Source organism: Niallia yueguangensis (assembly GCF_052663115.1).
Genome location: NZ_JBQTCX010000037.1, coordinates 1 through 24,533 on the forward strand (window position 1 = coordinate 1; position 24,533 = coordinate 24,533).

23 protein-coding genes are annotated in these 24,533 nt (G+C 36.3%); 17 read left to right on the plus strand and 6 right to left on the minus strand.

Features of this window, described 5'->3' with window-relative positions:
- Positions 1 to 474 precede the first annotated feature (474 nt).
- The 15 genes from yfmF to ACTYA4_RS21270 all read left to right on the plus strand — a co-directional run bounded on the left by yfmF (position 475) and on the right by ACTYA4_RS21270 (position 17,110).
- Positions 475 to 1,755, plus strand: a complete 1,281-nt coding sequence (yfmF, locus tag ACTYA4_RS21200; RefSeq protein ID WP_443481514.1) for an EF-P 5-aminopentanol modification-associated protein YfmF — start codon at positions 475 to 477, stop codon at positions 1,753 to 1,755.
- Entirely contained in the window at positions 1,755 to 3,038 is a 1,284-nt protein-coding gene (gene yfmH, locus ACTYA4_RS21205) for an EF-P 5-aminopentanol modification-associated protein YfmH (protein WP_443481515.1), read from the plus strand. The genes yfmF and yfmH overlap by 1 nt, the downstream gene beginning before the upstream one ends.
- An 81-nt stretch (positions 3,039 to 3,119) precedes the next feature.
- Complete coding sequence (ymfI, locus tag ACTYA4_RS21210) at positions 3,120 to 3,842, plus strand: elongation factor P 5-aminopentanone reductase (protein ID WP_443481516.1); 723 nt, start codon at positions 3,120 to 3,122, stop codon at positions 3,840 to 3,842.
- A gap of 139 nt (positions 3,843 to 3,981) precedes the next feature.
- Positions 3,982 to 4,239 (plus strand): DUF3243 domain-containing protein, encoded by a 258-nt coding sequence (locus ACTYA4_RS21215; protein WP_443481517.1) that lies wholly within the window; start codon positions 3,982 to 3,984, stop codon positions 4,237 to 4,239.
- Between the two features lie 443 nt (positions 4,240 to 4,682).
- Positions 4,683 to 5,474, plus strand: coding sequence for a YmfK family protein (locus ACTYA4_RS21220; protein ID WP_443481518.1), 792 nt, complete (start codon positions 4,683 to 4,685; stop codon positions 5,472 to 5,474).
- Positions 5,475 to 5,493: 19 nt separating this feature from the next.
- A complete protein-coding gene (locus ACTYA4_RS21225; RefSeq protein WP_443481519.1) occupies positions 5,494 to 6,384 on the plus strand; it encodes a helix-turn-helix domain-containing protein in 891 nt (296 codons plus the stop codon).
- A 418-nt stretch (positions 6,385 to 6,802) separates the two neighbouring features.
- Positions 6,803 to 7,381, plus strand: a complete 579-nt coding sequence (pgsA, locus tag ACTYA4_RS21230; RefSeq protein ID WP_443481520.1) for a CDP-diacylglycerol--glycerol-3-phosphate 3-phosphatidyltransferase — start codon at positions 6,803 to 6,805, stop codon at positions 7,379 to 7,381.
- Positions 7,382 to 7,596: 215 nt separating this feature from the next.
- Positions 7,597 to 8,835 carry a competence/damage-inducible protein A gene (locus ACTYA4_RS21235; RefSeq protein WP_443481521.1) on the plus strand — a complete coding sequence of 413 codons (1,239 nt, stop codon included), beginning with the start codon at positions 7,597 to 7,599 and terminating at the stop codon, positions 8,833 to 8,835.
- 218 nt (positions 8,836 to 9,053) lie between these two features.
- A complete protein-coding gene (gene recA / locus ACTYA4_RS21240) occupies positions 9,054 to 10,097 on the plus strand; it encodes a recombinase RecA (RefSeq protein ID WP_443481522.1) in 1,044 nt (347 codons plus the stop codon).
- A 469-nt stretch (positions 10,098 to 10,566) separates the two neighbouring features.
- The gene (gene rny, locus ACTYA4_RS21245) at positions 10,567 to 12,135 is read left to right on the plus strand and encodes a ribonuclease Y (RefSeq protein ID WP_443481714.1); all 1,569 of its coding nucleotides are present in this window, start codon (positions 10,567 to 10,569) and stop codon (positions 12,133 to 12,135) included.
- Between the two features lie 177 nt (positions 12,136 to 12,312).
- A complete protein-coding gene (locus ACTYA4_RS21250; RefSeq protein ID WP_443481523.1) occupies positions 12,313 to 13,110 on the plus strand; it encodes a TIGR00282 family metallophosphoesterase in 798 nt (265 codons plus the stop codon).
- A 497-nt stretch (positions 13,111 to 13,607) separates the two neighbouring features.
- A complete protein-coding gene (gene spoVS, locus ACTYA4_RS21255; protein WP_016201204.1) occupies positions 13,608 to 13,868 on the plus strand; it encodes a stage V sporulation protein SpoVS in 261 nt (86 codons plus the stop codon).
- A gap of 218 nt (positions 13,869 to 14,086) precedes the next feature.
- Positions 14,087 to 15,031, plus strand: a complete 945-nt coding sequence (locus ACTYA4_RS21260; protein WP_443481524.1) for a dipeptidase — start codon at positions 14,087 to 14,089, stop codon at positions 15,029 to 15,031.
- A gap of 166 nt (positions 15,032 to 15,197) precedes the next feature.
- Positions 15,198 to 16,742, plus strand: coding sequence for a tRNA (N6-isopentenyl adenosine(37)-C2)-methylthiotransferase MiaB (miaB, locus tag ACTYA4_RS21265; protein ID WP_443481525.1), 1,545 nt, complete (start codon positions 15,198 to 15,200; stop codon positions 16,740 to 16,742).
- Positions 16,742 to 17,110, plus strand: coding sequence for a YlbF/YmcA family competence regulator (locus tag ACTYA4_RS21270; protein WP_443481526.1), 369 nt, complete (start codon positions 16,742 to 16,744; stop codon positions 17,108 to 17,110). Before miaB ends, ACTYA4_RS21270 begins: the two co-directional genes overlap by 1 nt.
- Before the next feature lie 605 nt (positions 17,111 to 17,715).
- On the opposite strand, the gene ACTYA4_RS21275 is transcribed toward ACTYA4_RS21270, so the two are convergent.
- From ACTYA4_RS21275 to ACTYA4_RS21295, 5 genes are all read right to left on the minus strand, one after another.
- A complete protein-coding gene (locus ACTYA4_RS21275) occupies positions 17,716 to 18,432 on the minus strand; it encodes a transposase (protein WP_443481527.1) in 717 nt (238 codons plus the stop codon).
- 57 nt (positions 18,433 to 18,489) lie between these two features.
- Complete coding sequence (locus tag ACTYA4_RS21280) at positions 18,490 to 18,885, minus strand: hypothetical protein (protein WP_443481528.1); 396 nt, start codon at positions 18,883 to 18,885, stop codon at positions 18,490 to 18,492.
- Positions 18,886 to 19,087: 202 nt separating this feature from the next.
- Positions 19,088 to 19,435 (minus strand): hypothetical protein, encoded by a 348-nt coding sequence (locus tag ACTYA4_RS21285; RefSeq protein ID WP_443481529.1) that lies wholly within the window; start codon positions 19,433 to 19,435, stop codon positions 19,088 to 19,090.
- Between the two features lie 118 nt (positions 19,436 to 19,553).
- On the minus strand, positions 19,554 to 19,820 hold the full coding sequence (locus tag ACTYA4_RS21290; protein WP_443481530.1) for a hypothetical protein: 267 nt from the start codon (positions 19,818 to 19,820) through the stop codon (positions 19,554 to 19,556).
- 39 nt (positions 19,821 to 19,859) lie between these two features.
- Positions 19,860 to 20,255, minus strand: coding sequence for a hypothetical protein (locus ACTYA4_RS21295; protein WP_443481531.1), 396 nt, complete (start codon positions 20,253 to 20,255; stop codon positions 19,860 to 19,862).
- Positions 20,256 to 20,620: 365 nt separating this feature from the next.
- Here ACTYA4_RS21295 and cotE point away from each other — a divergent pair, with 365 nt between their 5' ends.
- A complete protein-coding gene (gene cotE, locus ACTYA4_RS21300; RefSeq protein ID WP_443481532.1) occupies positions 20,621 to 21,169 on the plus strand; it encodes an outer spore coat protein CotE in 549 nt (182 codons plus the stop codon).
- A 77-nt stretch (positions 21,170 to 21,246) separates the two neighbouring features.
- Here cotE and ACTYA4_RS21305 read toward each other — a convergent pair whose 3' ends face one another.
- Complete coding sequence (locus ACTYA4_RS21305; protein ID WP_443481533.1) at positions 21,247 to 21,510, minus strand: excalibur calcium-binding domain-containing protein; 264 nt, start codon at positions 21,508 to 21,510, stop codon at positions 21,247 to 21,249.
- Between the two features lie 200 nt (positions 21,511 to 21,710).
- On the opposite strand from ACTYA4_RS21305, the gene mutS reads away from it, so the two are divergent.
- Positions 21,711 to 24,317, plus strand: a complete 2,607-nt coding sequence (gene mutS, locus ACTYA4_RS21310) for a DNA mismatch repair protein MutS (protein WP_443481534.1) — start codon at positions 21,711 to 21,713, stop codon at positions 24,315 to 24,317.
- The last annotated feature ends 216 nt before the right edge of the window (positions 24,318 to 24,533 follow it).

Sequence of the window (24,533 nt, forward strand, 5' to 3'; positions counted from 1 at the left end):
CATACAAAAAGCCTTTTCTTCACCCGGAAGAAAAGGCTTTTTGTATGAAATATGGCAGGAGCTTTGCCTGCTTTAATGAAAAAAAACGATTGATAGTGCTTTATAGTTTGTTTTTACACTTATTTAGGAAGGCTGTTTTCTAAAAGTTTGTTGTTTTTGAATAAATTAATAAACATGGCTGAAGCACTGAGCAGCCTGAATACACGTAGACTCCTGCGGGAAAAGCGAGAAAGACGAGACCCCACAGGAGCATAGCGACGAGGAGGCTCGACGCTCGCCCACGGAAAGCGAAGTGTATTCATGCTGCGGGTTACGAAAACAACCTTTAGGAAATAAATTCTAACTCTTCATTGTCTATAACTTGAAAAAGGAAGAGTAAGACCGTTATAGTTAGAATATCATGAATAAAAGAGAGAATACTATTTAGTAGGTTTTTACCTTCGTTTTAGAAATGATGTACTTAGGAGGAATGTTATGAGCGTTGCTGCAGAACAAGTCAAACAATATAATGGTTTTAATTTACATACCGTTAAAACCGAAAAATTTAAAACGAATAGCATTACAATAAAATGGAAATCTCCTATTCGAAAAGAAGATGTTACAAAACGTGCACTATTGCCGTATGTTTTGCAAAATAGTTCATCTAAATATAACACTACTACTGAATTGCGATCCTACTTAGAAGAGTTATATGGTGCTACATTTTTTGTTGATTTATCAAAAAAAGGGGAGTATCATATTATTTCTTTTTCTTTAGAAATTGCCAATGAAAAATTTCTTTCCGATCCGACCCCTTTATTAAAAAAAGGAATTGAATTTTTAGCAGAGATTATTTTTCATCCAAAAGCAACAGACAGTGCATTTGATTCTTCTACTGTAGAAAATGAAAAAAGGGCTTTAAAGCAAAGAATCCAAGCCGTTTTTGATGATAAAATGCGTTATTCTAATTTTCGTTTAATTCAAGAAATGTGCAAAGGGGAAGCATATGCACTTGGAGTGAATGGTGAAAAAGAAGCAGTAGACTCGATAACCCCTTCCGATTTATATACTTATTATGAAAAAGCACTAAACGAAGATCAAATTGATGTATATGTTGTTGGAGATATCGAAGATGAGGATGTTGCTTCCTTTGTAGACTCGTTATTTCCATTTGAAAAACGGGAAATTAAAACAGTAGAGCTTGCTGCAGAACATAAGGTAGAGAAGGAAAAGGAAATTCGAGAAGAGCAAGATATTAAGCAAGGAAAATTAAACATCGGTTATCGCACAAATGTTTTGTATGGAGACGACGATTATTTTGCACTGCAAGTTTTTAATGGAATATTTGGAGGGTTTTCTCATTCCAAATTATTCATTAATGTCAGAGAAAAAGAAAGCTTAGCCTACTATGCAGCAAGTCGCTTGGAAAGCCATAAAGGACTCCTGCTTGTGATGTCTGGAATTGACCAGCAAAATTATCAAAAAGCAGTAACGATAATTAATGAGCAGTTGGAGTTAATGAAAAAAGGCGAATTTACAGAAGAGGAAATCAAACAAACAAAAGCGGTTATCCATAACCAGATGCTAGAAACATTGGATACTTCAAGAGGAATGGTGGAAGTATTTTATCACAATGCTGTAAGTCAGGTGAATGTTGAGATGTCAGAATGGCTCCAAAGCATCAGCAAAGTGTCCAAAGAGCAAATACAAAATGTTTCCAATAAAATTGAACTAGACACCGTCTATTTTTTAACAGGATCGGAGGGGAATGCATAATGGAGAAAATATCTTTTGAACAGCTGCAAGAAGATCTTTATTATGAACAGCTTGATAATGGCTTAAAGGTATATATTCTACCGAAAAAAGGATTTAATAAAACATTTTGTACATTCACTACAAATTATGGTTCGGTTGATAATACTTTTATCCCTTTAGATGGTTCTGATTATACGAAGGTTCCTGATGGAATTGCTCATTTTTTAGAGCATAAACTTTTTGAAAAAGAAGATGGAGATGTGTTTCAAGATTTCAGCAAACATGGTGCGTCAGCAAATGCTTTTACTTCTTTTACAAGAACAGCGTATTTATTTTCGAGCACATCCAATGTAGAAAATAACTTAGAAACACTAATTAATTTTGTACAGGATCCTTATTTTACCGAAAAAACAGTCGAAAAGGAAAAAGGGATTATCGGGCAAGAAATAACGATGTATGATGATAACCCAGATTGGCGTCTGTATTTCGGGCTGATTCAAAATATGTATGTGAACCATCCTGTCAAAATTGATATTGCTGGAACTATTGAATCCATCTCCCATATTACGAAAGATATGCTGTATGAATGCTATCATACTTTTTATCATCCTAGTAATATGCTGCTATTCATCGTTGGTCCGGTTGATGCAAAAGAATATATGGAAAAAATAAAAGCAAATCAGCAGAAAAAAGATTATACAAAGCATAGTGAACTTAAACGTAAATTTGCTGAAGAGCCGAAAGAAGTCAATGAGAAAAAACAAGTGCTTAAAATGAATGTCCATGGCTCCAAATGTTTAGTAGGAATCAAAGCAATCGATGTCAATCAATCTGGTGCAGAAATGCTTAAAAATGAATTATCCATTAATATACTGTTGGATCTTTTATTCAGCAATAGTTCTGAAAACTATCAAACATTATTTTCATCTGGCTTGATTGACGATACGTTCTCTTATGATTATACACAAGAAAACGGATTTGGTTTCGCGATGATAGGCGGGGATACGAGTGACCCAGATAAATTGGCAGATACGATTAAGGAAATGTTGACTGCTGCTTTATCTGATGATTTTAAACAAGAAACATTAGAAAGAACAAAGAAGAAAAAAATTGGTGCGTTTCTTCGTGCGGTCAATTCACCGGAGTATATTGCCAACCAGTTTACAAGATATTCTTTTAATGGAATGAATTTATTCGATGTGGTTCCTACCATTGAAAAAATTACAATAGAGGATATAAGTGCTGCTGCGAAACGTCTTATCGAGGAAGAGCGTATCACTGTATGTCAAGTAGTGCCAAAATGATAGACTAAAGGACACAATAAGGGTTTTTCTTGTTGTGTCTGTTTATTTATCGGAGTGAATAGATTGAAATGGAGGATTCTTTTGGGGAAATATATATTAATAACAGGAGCTACAGGCGGGATAGGACGAGCAGTCGCTCACCTTTTGGCCAAAAAAGGATATTCGTTGTATTTACATTATAATCAAAATGAACAGGGGATAAAAAACTTGCTAAAAGAGCTAGAACCATTTGGGCAAGAATATATGCCAATTCAAGCCGATTTACGAAAAAAAGACGCGTATAAAAAAATCGTAGACGCTGTTTTTTCAATTGATGGCATTGTACATACAAGTGGAATCGGGTCATACGGTCTTTTTACAGACTTAAAAGATATCGAGTTAGATGAGTTATGGCATATACATGTTTCCTCCATCATGTGTTTAACGAGAGAGCTTTTACCGAAAATGCTTTCCAAACAATCAGGTAATATTGTTGTTGTCTCTTCTATATGGGGGCAAATTGGGGCAAGCATGGAAGTGGCTTATTCTACCGTTAAAGGTGCACAAATATCGTTTGTAAAAGCGCTAAGCAAAGAGTTAGCATTAAACGGAATTCGTGTTAACGCCATAGCTCCTGGAGCGGTAGATACAAATATGCTTCATCGTTTCGATTTGGAAGAAACAACAGCGATAATAGAAGATATTCCAATGGGAAGACTTTGTCATCCAAACGAAATAGCAGAAAGTGTGTTATTTTTGTTATCCGAAAAATCGTCGTACATTACGGGGCAAGTTTTATCCGTTAATGGAGGCTGGACTGTTTAACAGGAAGCTTCTAGCTAATGAATATATGGCAAATGATCGACTTTTGTGTATTTTCAATGAGGATGATGAATATTTTTATGTCCACCCATGCAAAATAACTACGTAATACACTTTAGAAAAATAGAAAGGGGTATTTCGTATGACTATATTGGAAAACTGGGATCAATGGAAAGATTTTTTAGCAGATCGCTTGCATCATGCCCAAAATGAAGGAATGACTGAACAAGTAATTGGCGATTTAGCGTTCCAAATTGGCGATTATTTATCCAATCAAGTAAAACCAAAAAATGACCATGAAAAAATGCTTTCCGATCTTTGGTCTGTTGCATCAACAGAAGAACAGCATGCTATTGCAAGTATGATGGTTAAGCTTGTACAAAATAATGGTACAAACTAAGTAACCGACGATTTATAAAAAAGAGGTGGCATCAAAATAAAGTGAACAACAAACAAATACAAGAAATAGGTCTTGTTCATGTTAAGTTTGTAAAGATCACTTTATTGTTGTGCTGCCTTTTTTCTTTTTTAAGGCTCTGTTAAACTTGCCTGTTGATTGCAGTGATAGCGTTCGCTTTCCGCGGGCGGTCCGGGAGCCTCCTCGACGCTGTGCGCCTATGGTGTCTCCCTCTGACTCGCTTTTCCCGCAGGAGTCTCACGCCTTCCACTCCAATCAACATCGTGCTAAAATCAACAATGAGCTTTAACATAGCCTTTTTTTAAAAAATGGTTGCAAGCAGGTCTATTTTTTCATTGGTTTCCCTTTCATCTTTTCCTACTTTCCTTTATTATAAAGAAATAAGAAAAAAAGCAAAAAATGAGATTTTTCGCAGGAGGATTTTTTTGAAAAAAAAAGAATGGTACTTAGAATATGAAATTCAAAAAAACCGCCCTGGGCTATTAGGTGATATTTCTTCCTTATTAGGAATGTTATCAATCAATATAGTAACGATAAATGGGGTTGATGATGGCAGGCGCGGTTTATTGATGCTTGCAAATTCGGATGAGCAAATTAAACGATTAGAATCTATTTTATATACAATGGATACGATAAACATCATTAAACTTCGTGTTCCGAAACTAAGAGATCGTTTAGCTGTCATGCACGGTCGATACATACAAAGAGATGCAGATGATAAAAAAACGTTTCGGTTTGTAAGAGATGAATTAGGTTTATTAGTAGATTTTATGGCAGAATTGTTTAAGTTAGAAGGTCATAAATTAATTGGAATTAGAGGCATGCCTAGAGTAGGTAAAACAGAATCAATTGTTGCAGCAAGTGTTTGTGCAAATAAAAGATGGCTGTTAGTAAGTTCTACTTTATTAAAACAAACCATTAGAAATTCGTTTATTCAAGATGAGTATAATGAACAGAATCTTTTTATAATAGATGGGATCGTTTCATCCAAACAAATGAATGAAAAACATTGGCAATTAGTACGAGAGATTATGCAAGTACCAGCTGTAAAAGTGGTGGAGCATCCGGATGCGTTTATTCAGGCTTCAGAATATTCAATAGATGACTTCGATTATATTATTGAGTTAAGACATGAGCCTGATGAAGTAATTGAATATGATGTAAGAAAAAGAAATGCATTCCTGTTAGGAAATGATTTTGAAGGTTTTGATTTTTAGTTAGTTGGAAGGTGTTATTTTGAGTGAATTAGGCAATCGTTTAAAAGAAGCAAGATTGGCAAAAGGATTTAGTTTAGAGGAATTGCAAGAAGTTACAAAGATTCAAATCCGTTATTTAGTAGGTATAGAAGAAGGAAACTATAGCATGATGCCTGGGAAGTTTTATACTCGTGCATTTATCAAGCAATATGCAGAAGCTGTTGACTTGTCCCCAGAGGAAATCTTTGAAGAATTTAAAGGAGAGGTTCCTTCTTCCATTAATGATGAAATACCAGAACAGCTTTCAAGAGTAACGTCTAGAAAAACAATGGCAGCAGGCAGTTCGAAAATATTGGATATTCTACCGACTATATTAATCAGTATTTTAGTTATTGGTGTAATCTTTCTAGTCTGGTATTTAGTGAAAGGAAATAGTTCAACTCCTCCTCCTAAAGGGAATAAAAGCAATGATGCTGTTTATGAAGAATCAGATAAATTAAAAGAAGCAGAAAAAGAGAAGAAAACAGACACAAATAATGAGCCAAATAAGGACGCAAAAGAAGAGACAGCTGTAGAAGAAGAGGAAACACCTAAACAAGAAGTGGCTGTTGTAAAAACAGAAGGACGAAACACGGAGTATGAATTAAAAAACGCAGAAAAATTTCAATTAAAGATTGTATCTACCGGAACAACATGGGTAGATATTAAGAATGGGAAAGGTTATTCTTTTTTTCAAGGAATTTTGAAAAAAGGGGAAACAGAAACCAAATCAGTTGACTTTTCAAAAGAAACGGAAGCAGTGATTGTTGTCGGAAATTCAAGTGAAACGGAAATGTACGTAAATGATGAAAAAGTAGAATTTGCTGTACCTCCTTCTCCAACAACTGTTCGCCAAGACATTACTATTCGTTATGATAAGGGGAATGAATAGTCATTATTTCGATTGTTCAGTTTGTGGATAAACAAGATTATATTCGGTAGCATTCAAATGGAGTGACCATGTTTTTCTTTAGCAGAATCACCCATGTTTTCAGTGAGCTTCGAAAAAAATATGTTTATCCGTTAGCTGTCTCATCGTTTAGATGGCTGTTTTTCGCTTTTTTCTTTTGCTTTAGGTTATAATATTAATGTTTTAAACTATTATTTATTGATGATGACGACTGTTTGTTCTATAGGAAGAAGTATAAAATTTTCAACTTAGACGAGTGTCTAGCGCAGGCAGCCAGCCCCTGTGAAAAATAACCCTTTTCCTCTAAAAGTAAAAAGCACTTTTTGAGTTAAATGAACATTTTTCTTCGGGGCTGAGCAAGGCGCCTGCGCTTTTCTTAATAAAATCGGAGGAAAGTCAGATGAATTTACCAAATAAAATAACCATTTCACGTATTTTTTTAATCCCTGTTTTTTTAGTTGTTATGCTGGTTGAATTTTCATGGGGAAATATGACGCTTTTAGGTGTAACACTGCCTGTGGCTCATTTTATCGGTGCTCTTATCTTTATTATTGCATCTACAACGGATTGGATTGATGGATATTATGCAAGAAAATATAATTTAGTAACGAATCTAGGGAAATTTCTAGATCCTCTTGCGGATAAACTATTAGTTTCTGCTGCTCTTATTGTACTAGTAAATTTTCATTTAGCACCTGCTTGGATTACGATTGTTATTATAAGCAGAGAATTTGCCGTAACTGGTTTGCGTCTCGTATTAGCAGGCGGTGGAGAAGTGGTTGCAGCAAACATGCTTGGAAAAATAAAAACATGGGCGCAAATTATTGCTATTTCTGTTTTACTTTTACATAATATGATTTTTGAACTTGGCTCCATTCCCTTTGCAGACATTGCATTATGGATTGCGTTAATTTTCACGATTTGGTCTGGATGGGACTATTTTGCGAAAAATAAACAAGCGTTTGTTTCGTCAAAATAGTTTTAAAATTTGGGTCGTGTTAAAGCTAATTGTTGATTTTGATACTTTGTTGATTGGAGCGGAAATCAACAGGCATCTTTAACAGAACCAAAATTTTTAACATAATACTCTATAAATAAATTTGGCTTGAACGGTGATGATATATCCCGTTCTTCTTATATACATACAATGAAGTTTTTTCGATTTCGTTTGGAATAGGGAAGGGGAAGAAAAAGATGAATGCAGAGATCATTGCTGTCGGATCAGAGTTATTACTTGGACAAATTGCCAACACAAATGCCCAGTTTATATCCAAACAATTAGCAGAATTGGGAGTGAATGTTTTTTATCATACCGTTGTTGGAGATAATCCTCATCGTTTAGAAGAAGCAGTAAAAATTGCAGAAGCAAGATCTGATTTGTTGATTTTTACAGGGGGGCTCGGTCCAACAAAGGATGATTTAACGAAAGAAACGATTGCTAAGCATTTAGGAAAAAACTTAGTGTTTGATCAAGAAGCGCTTTCTTCTATTCAACAATATTTTGATCGAACGAATAGACAGATGACAGAAAATAATAAAAAACAGGCGCTTGTACTCGAAGAATGTAAGGTTTTATCTAATGATTTTGGCATGGCCCCAGGAATGTTTTTATCACAAAATAACAATCATTATATGCTTCTTCCTGGTCCACCAAAAGAAATGCAGCCGATGTTTTTAAACTATGGATATCCTGCTCTGCAAGCTAAACAAACAAATAAACAATTCATTCTTTCCCGTGTATTGCGTTTCTTCGGTATTGGCGAATCATTGCTAGAAACGAAAATTGAAGATTTAATTGATGAGCAAACAAACCCGACGATTGCTCCTTTAGCCGGAGATGGGGAAGTTACACTTCGGATTACTTGCAAACATGATTCCATGGAAGAAGCAGAAAAGCTGATTAAGGAAACAGAAAATAAAATATTCGATCGTGTCGGCCCCTACTTTTATGGGTATGATGATACGACGCTCGTTAAAGAGCTTACAAAAAAGCTACTGGAAAAAGGATTAGCAATTGCAGCAGCCGAAAGCTTAACAGGCGGTATGTTTCAGCAAGCTATCACCTCTATTTCAGGCGCGAGCACCATTTTCCAAGGAGGAGTTGTATGTTATGCAAACGAGGTAAAACAGCATATTCTCCATGTAAAAGAAAGCACGCTAGAACAAGATGGCGCGGTAAGTGAAAATTGTGCAAAAGAGCTTGCTGAAAATGTGGCAAATCTATTAAACGCTGATATTGGCATAAGTTTTACTGGTGTTGCCGGACCACAGGAAATAGAAGGAAGACCAGTTGGCACCGTTTATATTGGAATGGCGATAAAAGGTAGACCGACAACAGTCGAAACGCTCTTACTTGCTGGCTCCAGGGAAGCAATTAGAAAAAGAACGGTTAATTACGGCCACTATTTTCTATTAAAAGCATTGGCAGAGTAATGTTATAAAAGCAATTGTATCGATTGCTGCCGTCAGTGCATCGTATCTTCTCTATCGTATGGTAGTTAGAAAATAAAAAAAACGAATAAATGTTCTGTTTTTGCTCGACAAATGCAATCAGAAAGAGTATATTTAATATATATTCTTGAACAACAAATGAATCTGCTTCATTTCCAATAAAACGGTTCATTTTTATAGATAAAAGGAGGAGAATGTTTTTGAGCGATCGTCAAGCTGCGTTAGAAATGGCGTTAAAACAAATTGAAAAACAATTCGGCAAAGGTAGTATTATGAAACTAGGAGAACAAACAGACAGGGTAGTATCAACTGTTCCTAGTGGTTCATTAGCATTGGACGCAGCACTTGGTGTAGGCGGATATCCACGAGGCCGCATTATTGAAATATATGGTCCTGAAAGTTCAGGTAAAACAACTGTTGCCCTGCATGCTATTGCAGAAGTTCAAGCAAAAGGCGGCCAAGCGGCATTTATTGATGCAGAGCACGCATTAGATCCGGTATATGCGCAAAAATTAGGTGTTAATATAGATGAATTATTGCTTTCCCAACCAGATACAGGAGAACAGGCGTTAGAAATTGCAGAGGCACTAGTAAGAAGTGGTGCAGTAGATATTCTTGTTATTGACTCGGTTGCAGCACTTGTACCAAAAGCGGAAATTGAGGGGGAAATGGGTGATTCTCATGTCGGTTTACAAGCCCGTTTAATGTCACAAGCTCTTCGTAAACTTTCCGGTGCTATTAATAAATCAAAAACAATCGCGATCTTTATTAACCAAATTCGTGAAAAAGTTGGAGTTATGTTCGGTAATCCAGAAACAACGCCTGGCGGACGTGCCCTAAAATTCTATTCAACTGTTCGCTTAGAAGTTCGCCGTGCGGAAACGTTAAAGCAAGGCACTGATATGGTAGGAAACAAAACAAAAATTAAAATCGTAAAAAATAAAGTAGCTCCACCATTTCGAGTAGCAGAAGTAGATATTATGTACGGAGAAGGAATCTCTAAAGAAGGAGAAATCATCGATCTTGGTTCTGAATTAGATATCGTGCAAAAGAGTGGATCATGGTATTCTTATAATGATGAAAGATTAGGGCAAGGCCGGGAAAATGCTAAACAATTTTTAAAAGAAAACACGGAATTGCGCAACGAAATTGCACAGAAAATTCGAGATCACTATGGATTGGATAAAGAAGTGGTCTTAAAAAATTCAGACGATGAGCAAGAATCACTAGAGTTAATAGAGTAATGGTTTGTAGAAAAGAGGGGAGAAACATCCTCTCTTTTTCTGCATCATCATTTCTTATAAAATCAATCAGATGTATATCCATCTTATAGCACCGAATCGTGACGAAATATAGAGTTTTTTTCCTTGCGTAGTATATTAAATGAAGAGCAAGCAAAAAAAAGTTTGTTTAGTAGTTCACATAATGGAAAATAGAGACAAACGTCTTCATTCAAGCTCTTGACAATGAATTGGCACAACTATACAATAAAATTGTATATTTTACATTTTTATGAGTATGAGAAACCTAGAAACCATTTGCGGCTTTGTAGAAAAAAACACTTTAAATGTGTGTTCAAAAAGGTAACAAACTAGAAGTAAGCCAACGAAGAGATTAGCAGCTTTAGTTGGGTGCCTTTATGAACATCCTCTTTAAGCCAATACTTTTAAAATCGTAACAAACACAAGTTCATAGCAAGAGGAGGTGAAAATGATGGATCCAACTATACTCATCTCCATTTTGCTTGGCCTAATCGTAATTGCCGTTGTTGGCTTTGTTGTATATTTGATTCGTAAATCCAATGCAAATGCAAAAATTAATAGTGCGACTGTTACTGCTGAACAATTGGTTGAAAATGCAAAACGTGAAGCAGAAGCATTAAAAAAAGAAGCTTTGTTGGAAGCAAAGGATGAGATTCACAAGCTTCGAAGTGAAGCAGAACTTGAAGTTCGTGATCGAAGAAATGAACTACAAAAACAAGAAAATCGTTTATTGCAAAAAGAAGAGAACCTTGATCGTAAAGCAGAAGCTTTAGATAAACGTGAAACAATGTTAGAAAAGAGGGACGATTCTCTTAATAAAAGACAACAGCATATGGAAGAGATGGAAAGCAAAGTGGACGAGATGGTTCGTAAACAGCAGACTGAACTAGAGCGCATTTCGGGCTTAACTCGAGAAGAGGCGAAGTCCATCATTTTAGAGCGAACAGAGCAAGAAGTTGCTCATGATATCGCAGTAATGATTAAAGAAAGTGACACTAGAGCAAAAGAAGAAGCAGACAAAAAGGCAAAGGAAATTTTGTCACTTGCTATCCAACGATGTGCGGCTGATCATGTGGCAGAAACGACTGTTTCTGTTGTAAACTTGCCGAATGATGAGATGAAAGGTCGAATCATTGGGAGAGAAGGCCGTAATATTCGTACCCTTGAAACATTAACTGGAATTGACTTGATTATCGATGATACACCAGAAGCAGTCATTCTGTCTGGATTTGATCCGATTAGAAGAGAAACTGCTAGACTGGCATTAGATAAACTTGTTCAAGATGGAAGAATCCATCCTGCAAGAATCGAAGAAATGGTCGATAAAGCTCGTCGCGAAGTAGATGAACATATTCGAGAAATCGGAGAACAAACTACTTTTGAAGTAGGTGTACATGCTCTTCATCCAGATTTAATTAAAATTCTTGGGCGTTTGAAATTTAGAACTAGTTATGGACAAAATGTTCTGAAACATAGTATGGAAGTAGCGCAATTGTCTGGTATGTTAGCTGCTGAGCTAGGAGAAGACGAAACACTTGCACGCAGAGCCGGTTTGCTTCATGATATTGGAAAAGCAATTGATCATGAAGTAGAAGGAAGTCATGTGGAAATCGGTGTAGAGCTTGCTACTAAATACAAGGAACATCCTGTAGTTATTAATAGCATTGCTTCCCATCACGGTGATACGGAACCAACTTCTATCATAGCTGTTCTTGTGGCTGCAGCAGATGCACTTTCCGCTGCAAGACCTGGCGCACGAAGAGAAACATTGGAAAACTATATTCGTCGTCTTGAAAAGTTAGAAGAGATTTCCGAATCTTATGATGGAGTAGAAAAATCATTTGCAATTCAAGCAGGCCGAGAAATTCGAATTATGGTAAAACCAGATCTTGTGGATGATTTAGAATCGCATCGATTAGCAAGAGATATTCGCAAAAAAATCGAAGAAGAATTAGATTATCCAGGTCATATTAAAGTGACGGTCATTCGTGAAACAAGAGCTGTTGAATACGCAAAATAAACGGTGCATTTGCACCGTTTTTATTTTGCACATGATAATCTTTATTTAGCTTATATATAACATGCCATTCAATTCTATAAATTTGGGAGCGGTTGAAAAGGCTGTTGATTTTCACAATTCGTTTAGCCATATGTTAAACTAATTGTAATTCATGTTAAGAAAAGAAAGGAAAAAGTTATGCATATTTTATTTATAGGTGATGTTGTCGGTTCAATGGGAAGGGACATGATCAAGGAATACGTACCTAAGTTAAAGGAAAAATATCGTCCCCAAGTAACCATTATTAATGGAGAAAATGCTGCTGGTGGAAAGGGTATTACAGAAAAAATTTACCGTGGTTTTTTAGAAGTGGGAGCACAAGCAGTAACATTAGGAAACCACACATGGGATAATCGAGAAATCTTTGAATTTATAGACTCAGCGAAGTACTTAGTTAGACCTGCAAATTTTTCAGAAAACAATCCAGGAAAAGGCATGGTCTTTGTGAAGATTAACGACATAGAAGTTGCGATTATCAATCTGCAAGGAAGAACGTTTATGAATCCAAGTGATGATCCTTTTATAAAAGCAGATGAATTGGTGGCAGAAGCGAAAAAGAGAACGGATATTATCTTTGTTGATTTTCATGGAGAAGCAACGAGTGAAAAGCAAGCGATAGCATGGTATCTAGATGGAAAAGTAACAGCAGTTGTTGGAACACATACACATGTACAAACCGCTGATAATCGCATTCTGCCGCAAGGAACGGCATTTATGTCAGATGTAGGCATGACTGGACCATACGATGGCATATTGGGCATGGAAAGAGAAGCAGTATTACATCGTTTCTTAACAAATCTTCCAACTAGGTTTGAACCGCCAAAATCAGGAAGATCACAATTAAGTGCTTGTATAATTGAGGTAGATAAAAAAACAGGTAAAGCAAAAAAGATCGATCGAATTCTTATCAATGACGATCATCCATTTTATTCATAAAAGTTTTTCTCACTTCACCACATCGGATAGTGCATACAACTATTCAAATGTGGTGAAGTTTTTTTATTTTATAGGAATTATAAACGAAACGGAGTTCTGGATAATTTAGTGGTTGGGTCCGCATCTAGCTCCAGCGCCTAGCTCTTGTGAAAAATAACCCCATGCCTCTAAAAGTAAAAAGCACTTTTTGAGTCATGTGAACATTTTTCTTCAGAGCTGTTCAAGGCGCTTACGCTTTTGTTCTTGCTTATGTCTATCTACATAAAAAATAGGAGGAGGAAGTAGCTGGATAAAGGGAGAAATCCATTGGACGAAGAGAAAACGAAGACCAGCATCAATTCATAACATCTAAAAAACGCAGTTTTCAAGTTTTTTATGTCCAAGCTGGAATATGTGTTTTAAAAGTGGAATATAGTAACAATGGAATGATATATATTCCTGATATGTTCTCACAATTAGTGAGTCATGCGGGGGGGTTAAACAAGGAGGAGCTAGAAATGGAGATATTAAAGGTTTCAGCAAAGTCTAGTCCCAATTCTGTAGCTGGTGCGCTTGCTGGTGTTCTACGAGAAAGAGGTGGAGCAGAAATCCAAGCTATTGGTGCAGGTGCATTAAATCAAGCGGTTAAAGCAGTAGCTATTGCAAGAGGGTTTGTAGCACCTAGCGGCGTTGATTTAATTTGCATCCCGGCCTTCACCGACATTGTTATTGACGGGGAAGAACGAACAGCCATTAAGCTCATTGTGGAGCCTAGATAAGATTGGTAAAAGTATAAAAGAAATGTAATCTAAAATCTATTACTATTTTTCTAGTAACTTATATTCCCTTGTAGAGGTTTCTTTTCTTCGAATTTTATATATAAATAGAAGAAGGATCAATATAGGTGAAAATAAGGGAACAAACCTGAAAGCAGCTGCTATCAGGTTCTTTTTTAATGATTAAATTATATAATAAGAAGGATATTTCATAATAGGAGATGGTATTTCTGTATTTTTTTGATGGGCACTGTGATGTATTGTATAAAATGTTTTTAGACCAACAGATTGATTTTTACGATAGTGATAAATTACAAGTGACCTTTAAAGGTTTAGAAAAAAGCGGGGCAAAAATTCAATCCTTTGCTATTTATATTCCAGAATCAGTATATCCAGATATGCGATTTCAAGCGGCCTTAAAAATGGTCGACATTTTTTATGAAAAAATCTTAAAAGCCTTTCCACAAATGAAGCTTGTTCAGTCACAAAAGGATGCTGCTGCATTAGCTGCAAATGAAATAGGAGCGATTTTAACATTAGAAGGCTGTGACGCGATTGGAAGTGATATTGGAAAGCTAAAAACTTTATTACGCTTAGGCGTGACAGCAGTCGGTCTTACTTGGAATTATGCCAATGCGGTTGCAGATGGTGCATTAGAGCCAAGAGGGGCTGGTTTATCTTTATTCGGCAGAGAAGTAGTAAAACAATTAAATAGACAGCAATGTTGGTGTGATGTGTCGCATTTATCTGAACAAGGATTTTGGGATGTAATAGAGCTTGCCAACTTCCCATATGCGTCTCATTCTAATGCGTATACACTTTGCCCGCATCCACGTAATTTACGGGATGATCAAATCAAAGCATTAATTGACATCAATAGTGTGATAGGCATTACCTTTGTACCTGAATTTTTAAGCGGTACTGCGTCAGCAAGTATGACTGATATATTGAGGCATTTGGAATATATTTGTTCACTCGGTGGAGAAAATCATGTAGGATTTGGGTCTGATTTTGACGGAACAACACATGCTGTGAAAGAATTGCAGAGCGTTTTTGATTATCCTCAGCTTATGGAAGAATTAACGAAATACTATAGTTCTAACCAAGTAGAAAAGTTTTTATATAAAAATATGATAAAGAGTTATAGTAATCGAACGCGCAGATAGAAACATCCCTTCCAAATGTAGCTATTGTTTTCACCTGCACAAACGCTTATACTAATATAATGTAAAACTGTCAAAAAAGCATAAAAGTTGCTAAATAAAAAGGATATTTATTTGAAAAAACTTATGGATGAAGAGTAAACTCATCGGTAAGAGAGGAGTAGTATAAATGAATGAAAAACAACGATTAGAAAGTCAACAAGTAGAGAATGGTAATTCTTCGGACAAAAAATCCGTCAAGGATTATAGCAAATATTTTGAAACAGTATATACAGCGCCTTCGTTAAAAGATGCAAAAAAAAGAGGGAAAGAAGAAATCCGTTACGATAAAGATTTCACTATCTCAGAACAATTTCGTGGAATGGGAGAAGGGCGCAAGTTCTATATACGGACATTTGGCTGTCAAATGAACGAACATGATACAGAAGTAATGGCAGGAATTTTTCTTGCGCTTGGTTATGAACCAACAGACAGTGTAAATGATGCAAATGTTATTTTATTAAATACATGTGCGATTCGTGAAAATGCGGAAAACAAAGTATTTGGTGAATTAGGTCATTTAAAACATTTAAAAACGCAAAAGCCAGACCTATTATTAGGGGTATGCGGATGTATGTCTCAGGAAGAATCCGTTGTGAACAAAATTTTAAAAACGTACAACCAAGTAGATATGATTTTTGGAACGCATAATATCCACCGCTTGCCAAATATTTTACAAGAAGCGTATATGTCGAAAGAAATGGTCGTTGAAGTATGGTCTAAAGAAGGAGATGTTATTGAGAATCTTCCGAAAGTCCGCAACGGGAAAATTAAAGCTTGGGTGAACATTATGTATGGTTGTGATAAATTCTGTACGTATTGCATCGTGCCATTTACACGCGGAAAAGAACGCAGCAGACGCCCAGAAGATATTATTCAAGAAGTGCGTCAATTAGCGGCACAAGGCTATAAAGAAATCACTTTGCTTGGACAAAATGTAAATGCTTATGGAAAAGACTTTACAGATATCAACTACCGTTTAGGTGATTTAATGGATGAAATGCGCAAAATTGATATTCCTCGCGTTCGTTTTACAACGAGTCATCCTCGTGACTTTGATGATCATTTAATTGAAGTGCTAGGTAAAGGCGGCAATTTAGTGGAGCATATTCATTTGCCAGTTCAGTCCGGTTCTACCGACGTGTTAAAAATAATGGCTCGAAAATACACAAGAGAGCAATATTTAGAGTTGGTTCGCAAAATGAAGGCGGCAATTCCCAATTTAACATTAACAACCGATATTATTGTTGGGTATCCAAATGAAACAGACGAGCAGTTTGAAGAAACTTTATCATTATATAAAGAAGTTGGGTTTGAAGCTGCGTATACGTTTATTTATTCACCACGTGAAGGAACACCTGCTGCGAAGATGCAAGATAATGTGCCAATGGAAGTGAAGAAAGAGCGTCTGCAGCGATTAAACGCTCTTGTCAATGAAAAGTCAGCACAAGCAATGAAAGGATATCAAGACCAAATCGTAGAAGTATTGGTTGAAGGAGAAAGTAAAAACAACCCAGATGTTCTTGCAGGATATACTCGTAAAAATAAATTAGTGAACTTTGTTGGACCAAAATCTGCAATCGGCAAATTAGTATCGGTGAAAATTACGGATGCAAAAACATGGTCATTAAACGGAGAAATGATTGAGGTATTAGAAGCTGTTGAGGCAAACTAATGGCAAAATTTACACGTGAAGAAATTATTCATCGTACAGAACAGCTTGCCAAAATGATTCGCCAAACAGAAGAAGTCGATTTTTATAAAAGGGCAGAGCAGCAAATTAACCAAAATGCAAAAGTGAATGACAAAATTGCGCAAATAAAAAAACTGCAGAAACAAGCAGTTAATTTGCAGCATTATGGAAAATTTTCAGCTTTAAAAGAAACAGAAGCAAAAATTAATGCGCTTCAACAAGAAATTGATGAATTGCCGATTGTGAATGAATTTAAACAATCACAAGCGGAAGTAAATGAGATGCTGCAATTGGTAAGCAAAACGATTGCTAACCATGTTGTGAATAAAATAAACGAAGAGAAAAAGTAAAAAATGCAACTAAAATGTCCTGAAGGCGATCTACAAGTGCTCGCTTTCAGGACATTTTTTGTTCTAGTATCAGATTTTATAAGTTTTAAGTTAGATAACTGCCTAGTTCCAGCGCCTATCGCCTATCGTACTTCAGGCCTTCTCCCTACGATAAGTCAAAGCCCCTTCAGTCCCAATGTCATCAATCTAAACTTCAAAAAAAAGGAAAATAAGCAACTAAATAGGAAGTAAGGGTTTCCGTTCTGTTCTCCGAGGCTTACCGCTCGCTTTCCACGGGGCGAGCGCCGAGCCTCCTCGTCGCTTTGCTCCTGTGGGGTCTCGTCTTTCTCGCTAATCCCGTAGGAGTCGAGCGGACACCTCTCCAAACAATTGAGGTATTTCTTTTAAATAAAGGGTATCCCATAAATAGGATCATAAAAAAGGCAATAGGATGCCCGGGCGGATGAAATGTAATTTTTTTCACCCTCCCTTGGCATTCTATTTTCATGAATCAAACCTTTAAAAAGCGGACTTTTGAATCAATCCATTTCTATTAGCTCGTAATCCTTTCACACGGTTAAAACTCCTACCTGGTCTTATAGGAACTCGATTCCTTTGAATTTCATTCAGTATTTTTTATACAGCTTATTACGTCTTCTAACACTTTTTTCTAACATTAATTGAATGAAATTATCTTTTAGCTTTCCTATTAAAAGTCGTTGATTGGCGGTATATTCATATTTCAATTCCTTTCCCCTCTGTTTTTTGGCAATTATTTCATCGGCTTCTTGTTTTACAAGTGCGGCCATGTTTGCGAGAAATATTGTCGCATAAAAATCCTGTTCAATAGATAAAACTGTATCGCCAGTGAATTTTTGGATATGAAGCTTATTTTTTAACTCATCATATTTTGTTTCAATTCCCCAACGTTTAAAATAAAGGACCTTAAAATCGTCTATTCTCAGTTCTTCTTCTATATTAGTGAGGAGAAGTTCTTCCTCACCGGATTCCAAAGTAAATCTAATGGCACGTAAACGAATGACTTTTCCTTTTTTTCCACACTGTTTAAGTTCAATGATTTGATCTGTTTCCGATTGTTTTATAGTGGCCATATAATAACGGATAGGTGTACGAACAATGAATTTTACCTGTGCCTCCATAAGATAATGAAAAAAATCGATGGACGGATACCCTCTATCAAAAAGAAATAGATCGTGATTCGAACGGATTGCTTTAAAACTATCTAATAATTTTACTGCGACAGCACGCTCACTATCATTACAATTTGTAATTAGGGCTTTCACAATGAAGTTATTTTCGATATCATAGATACAGGATGCCATTGCACGTGCAAGTTCTATGGACTTGCCTTTCGCAACCCCGAAGGCATCCTTTAATCTTTAGGAATTATTGATTTCAAGTATGGAAGCATCAATAGCGAAGATTCGATATCCCATAAATGTCCTCCATTCCTTTTTCTTGTAATACCAATCCACGATGGTATCAAATAGTTTAATAAAAGCTTCCGGCTTAATTTTCTTACGCGCTTCAGAAAATCCTTGTTTACTAATACATTTCCCTTCTTTACCAATAAGCTTAAAATAGTCATCTAGCTCTATCTGAAAACTCTTTTTTACAAAATTCAGCATAAAAAGGATAGTGCTGATAAAAGCCAACTTATTTTTTCCTTGTCGTGTAAAATAGGTTGGCTTTGAACGAGATTCACACATAAAAATAAAATCAGGTAGCACGTTTTTGGTTACTTCTACTGCCTCTAAAAATTTACTTTTCCCCATAAAAAAATCACCACACATCGTTGATATACCCAAAAAAAAGATATCCAAATCGATTATTGTGGTGCTCTTAAAAAGTCAAGTGATTTGTTGGTTTTAATACAACAATTTTATGACGGTTTAATCTAATAACATTTTATGGAATCTTAAGTTGATGACATTGCCTCCAGTCCGTACGGCGATGAGCAAGGCGCTTCCGCTTTTCTTATTTTTTATTAAGGATATTAACAGCCTGCAAAAACGCTTTCCGATATTCTTTTTGCTCCTTCATCGCAGTTTCTAAAGCAGAGAGCAATGACTTATTTAATAGTTTTGTTTCCTTGTCTTTATTATTGCCGTTGTTAATGGTATGAAGAAGGAAAGTGTAAACAAGGAAAAGGGTAGAATAATTATCCACATATGTTAAACTGACAGCGCTTCCCCCATTTCCACCTTCTGCATGGGTGTTGACAGACGGTGCACCCGACTCAAGGATTTTGTCAATTAACTCTTCTGGCACGCCTAAGCTTTTTAACTTATCTGCAGTTAACCCGATATTTTTTTCTTCTTTCATGAGTTCACTCCTCTCTATGTATATATATATAGGAAAGAGGGCAATCAGACCGTCCATTATGGAAAAATCAACGGAGGAAAATTGCCCATTTCATTATTCTTATATATTGTGTGTATTATTAAGCTTCGTTCACCAATTCAGGATTATTTTCATTGAATGATACAGCAGTAGCAGCTCCAGCAACATTAGCATTAACAAGGATACCACCAATAAAGAAGTTTAATAAGTTTACACCTACAGCAGCACCACCAGCAGCACCAGCAGCAGAAAATTGGTTAGCAAGGTTACCGTTCCCTTGTGTAGCGTTTGTAAATGCACGTACTTCTGTTTTTTCTATATCAGAAGATTTACTTCCTCTTGATTCAGATGTGCAACCAGATAACATTTGACCTCACCTCCCTTCAAAATAAGAGCTTTCACGGAATTAATTTTTTTTAAAATTAGAAAGATCTAAGGAGAAAAGAGGTTTTCCGTTTACATTTACTTTGATATCGCCATTATCATTTGATGCATCAATCACTGGAAGCTTTTCTCTTAGTTCATTTAATTTTTCTTGATCGAATAGGTTTTTAAAGGAATCAAGATTTAGATTATTTGGAAGCACTTTATCTTTTACAGCATTAATACCGTTGCTTGCTACTTTACTTGTTACTTTGTTTGTCACATTTTTTCCTAATTTTTTTATAATGCCGCCCATTTCTTCCGACATCTTATTAAGCAATTCTTGTGCATGTTTTTTTGCTTCTTCACCAGAAACTTCTTTACCATTTACATTAAATTTAAAATCTAATTGATCTTTTATATTAAAATTACCTGCCAACTCCCTCACCCCCTTACCGTATAGTACAGTATATAAAACTGAGACCAAGCTGTATCCGCTAATTAATCAATACAAACGCATATTTTTTTCTTTCTCATATAATTTCTGATTTCTTATTAATGCTTTAAATGAGAAAAGGGATAATGACTCTTATTTTAAGTGACATGGGACGTGTTAAGGGAAGGGAAGTAATTTCTATGACAGCAGTCTAGAAAATACATCGTATACCGGCACACTTGCCCGTGCTTTTCATACAATGAATTAGACGTAAGATTTACTTAACTGCTATCCAAAAATTATCGCACACTAGTCTCTTATCACGCATAGGATGAAATGAAATATGAATGAGGAGGTTTCGCTCGAAAATGGGAGAATATAGAGAGATTATTACAAAAGCAGTTGTGGCGAAAGGACGTAAATTTACAAAGTCCCATCATACGATTTGCCCTGATCACAGCCCTTCAAGTATATTAGGGTGCTGGATAATTAACCATACGTATGAAGCGGAAAAGGTTGGCAAAAAAGTAGAAATAAGCGGTTACTACGATATCAATGTTTGGTATTCTTATGCTGATAATACAAGAACAGAAGTAGTAACAGAACGTGTTGAATACACGGATGTAGTAAAATTAAAATATCGTGATCCTGATAGTTTAGAAGATCATGATGTAATTGCCCGTGTTGTTCAACAGCCGAATTGCATTGAAGCAGTAATTTCTCCAAATGGCAATAAAATTATTGTTCATGTAGAAAGAGAATTTATTGTGGAAGTAATTGGAGAAACAACGATTTGCGTAGAAGTTCACGCAGACAAAAAATTAAGTGATGACGATGATGACTGGTCCGATGATGTAGAAGACGAAGAATTTGAAGATTTGAATCCAGACTTTATTGTTGGAGGAGAAGAAGAGTAAGAACTAGGAGCAGTTTTCCTAGTTCTTTTTTTGCCGTTAATTTATATGTTAAGTACGGTTAGTATAGTGATAAAAAATTAACGTTCGCAGGCAATGCCATCTTTATCGCGATCGCTTTTTTTATTTGCATTATATAGATCTTTTGATGCATATGGTTTATATTTTGTTTTGCCGCCTTTGTTTTTGACAGAAGATGATTTGGCAACTCCACCTGCATAATCTTTGTTTAATTCTTTACAATTACTATAAACTTTTGTTTTTGCTTCTACATTGTTTGTAGTAACAAAAGATAAAGCAAGTAAGGTCGATACGGACAAAAGTATTGAGATCAGACGTTTCATATTTACCCCTTTCTTTCCTTAAATTTACTCTCACAGCTGATTATTATAGTATAAACGATCTATTTATACTAGGATTTTTTTCTATTCCATGTTATTTTTTAGAATGCTGGATGAAGCTCCCCCCTGATAGTTAACATGCTTTATGTTATAATAGAAAAATAGAATTTTGCTTAAAAGAGTGCAAGTGCATGGAGGAATTTATGTCAACGTATACGCCAATGATACAACAATACTTACGAGTAAAGGCAGATTATCAGGATGCCTTTTTATTTTTCCGTTTAGGAGACTTTTACGAAATGTTTTTTGAGGATGCGATTCAAGCTTCTCAAGAATTAGAAATAACATTAACAAGCCGGGATGGCGGAGGAACCGAAAGAATTCCGATGTGTGGAGTTCCCCATCATTCTGCGCCCAACTATATTGAACAGCTTGTCAATCGTGGATACAAGGTGGCCATTTGTGAACAAACAGAAGATCCAAAGCAGGCAAAAGGGGTCGTGAAGCGAGAAGTTGTTCAGCTTATTACACCAGGAACGATGATGGAAGGAAGAAACCTTTCTGATAAAGAAAATAATTATATTGCAACAATTACCGAATTTGCTGAACATACATTTGGATTTGCATACAGCGATCTTTCAACAGGAGAATGTAAGGCCACTAGTTTAGCAGGATTTGATGCTTGCTTAAATGAGTTGTCTCTTTCCGGTGCAAAAGAAGTTATTGTAAGCAGTAATTTTCCAGAAGCGAAAAAAAAGCGCCTGCAAGAACGTGCGGTATTAACGATTTCCTATGAAAATGAAACAGAAGATGTAGATGCGTATAAAATGTTGCTTGCAGAAGTGGCAGACGATCACTTAAGAAAAACAGCATCCCGTTTGTTTCATTATTTATACCGTACGCAAAAAAGAAGCCTTGATCATCTTCAGCCGGTATCAAGTTATGTAATCGATCAATATATGAAGATTGACTATTTTTCAAAACGAAATTTAGAATTAACGGAAACAATTCGTTCAAAAGGGAAAAAAGGGTCGCTTTTGTGGCTGTTGGATGAAACAAAAACGGCAATGGGCGGAAGGTTATTAAAACAATGGATTGATCGCCCGTTATTAAATAAAGATGAAATCGTCTATCGGCAGCAGCTAGTCCAAACAATGATAAGCCATTATTTTGAACGATTGGAATTACGAGAAAAGTTAAAAGAAGTCTATGATTTGGAACGGTTGGCCGGCAGAGTCGCATTTGGAAATGTAAATGCCAGAGATTTAGTGCAACTGAAACGTTCCTTACAGCAAGTTCCGCTGATTCAACAGCTTGTTGCTGCTTTTAAGACAGAGGAAGCACAAAAGCTTGCCGAACAGCTGGATGCTTGTGAAGAAGTAACTGACTTATTAGAACGTTCTATTGTAGAAAACCCGCCATTGTCGATAAAAGAAGGCAATATTATTTTAGATAGCTATGATGAAGAACTCGACAAGTACAAAGATGCAAGCCGCAACGGAAAAACATGGATTGCCCAATTAGAAAAACAAGAGCGGGAAAAAACGGGGATTAAATCATTAAAAATCGGTTATAACCGCGTGTTTGGCTACTATATTGAAGTAACAAGGGCAAATGTTCATTTATTAGCAGAAGGCCAGTATGAACGCAAACAAACATTGGCAAATGCAGAACGATACATCACACCGGAGTTAAAGGAAAAAGAAAGTCTTATACTAGAAGCAGAAGAAAAAATCGTCGGACTCGAATACGAACTATTTACGACGATTCGAGAAACGGTGAAAGAGTATATTCCAAGACTGCAAACGTTGGCGAAAAAAGTAAGTGAACTAGATGTATTGCAATGTTTTGCGACGGTTAGTGAAGAGCGCCGTTACGTGAAACCAGACTTTTCTACCGAGCGCGTTCTTTCCATTAACAATGGCCGTCATCCGGTTGTCGAAAAGGTAATGGATGCCCAAAACTATGTGCCAAATGATTGCGACATGCATCAAGAAAGAGAATTGCTGTTAATTACCGGGCCGAATATGTCAGGGAAAAGTACATATATGAGGCAAGTAGCGCTGACAAGCATTATGGCTCAGATTGGCTGTTTTGTACCGGCGGAAAATGCCGTGCTTCCTTTATTTGATCAAGTATTTACAAGGATTGGCGCAGCCGATGATTTGATTTCAGGCCAAAGTACGTTTATGGTAGAAATGCTCGAAGCTAAAAATGCTCTTTTGCATGCAACGAAAAACAGTTTAATTTTATTTGATGAAATTGGCCGCGGGACAAGCACTTATGATGGCATGGCGTTGGCACAGGCGATTATCGAACATATTCATCATGTTGTTGGAGCGAAAACATTATTTTCGACCCATTACCACGAGCTGACCGTATTGGAAAATGAGCTGGCGGCATTACGCAACGTCCATGTTAGTGCGATGGAACAAAATGGCAAACTCGTGTTTCTTCATAAAATAAAAGAAGGTGCAGCAGATAAAAGCTACGGGATCCATGTGGCTCAACTAGCCGAATTGCCAGCAGCGCTGATCGATCGCGCTCAAACATTATTAGACGCTTTTGAACAAAAAGATGGTACACAGACTATCGAAAACGCAAAACCGGAAGCAGAACCGGTAAAAACAGAAAAAATTAATGAAGCACAGCTATCCTTTTTTGAAGAAGAAAAGAAAACGGCTAAATCTGTCACTACAAAAGAGAAGCAGTTAATTAGTAAGCTGAAATCATTGGATATTTTAGAATTGACGCCAATGCAAGCATTAAATACGCTGTATGAGCTGCATAAAAAAATCAAGAATGATTAATAAGAAAAGAGGAAGCGTCTTGAACAGCCCTGAAGAAAAATGTTCGTTTGACTCAGAAAGTGCTTTTTACTTTCAGAGGCAAAGGGTTATTTTTCACAAGGGCTAGGCGCTGGCCGGCTAAATGCGCCACGTCCTGTGGCAACACCGGCACTTGTACATCCTATACTTCGAAGCTAGACACCCGTCAGACTTCAGAAAATTTATACTTTCTTATCT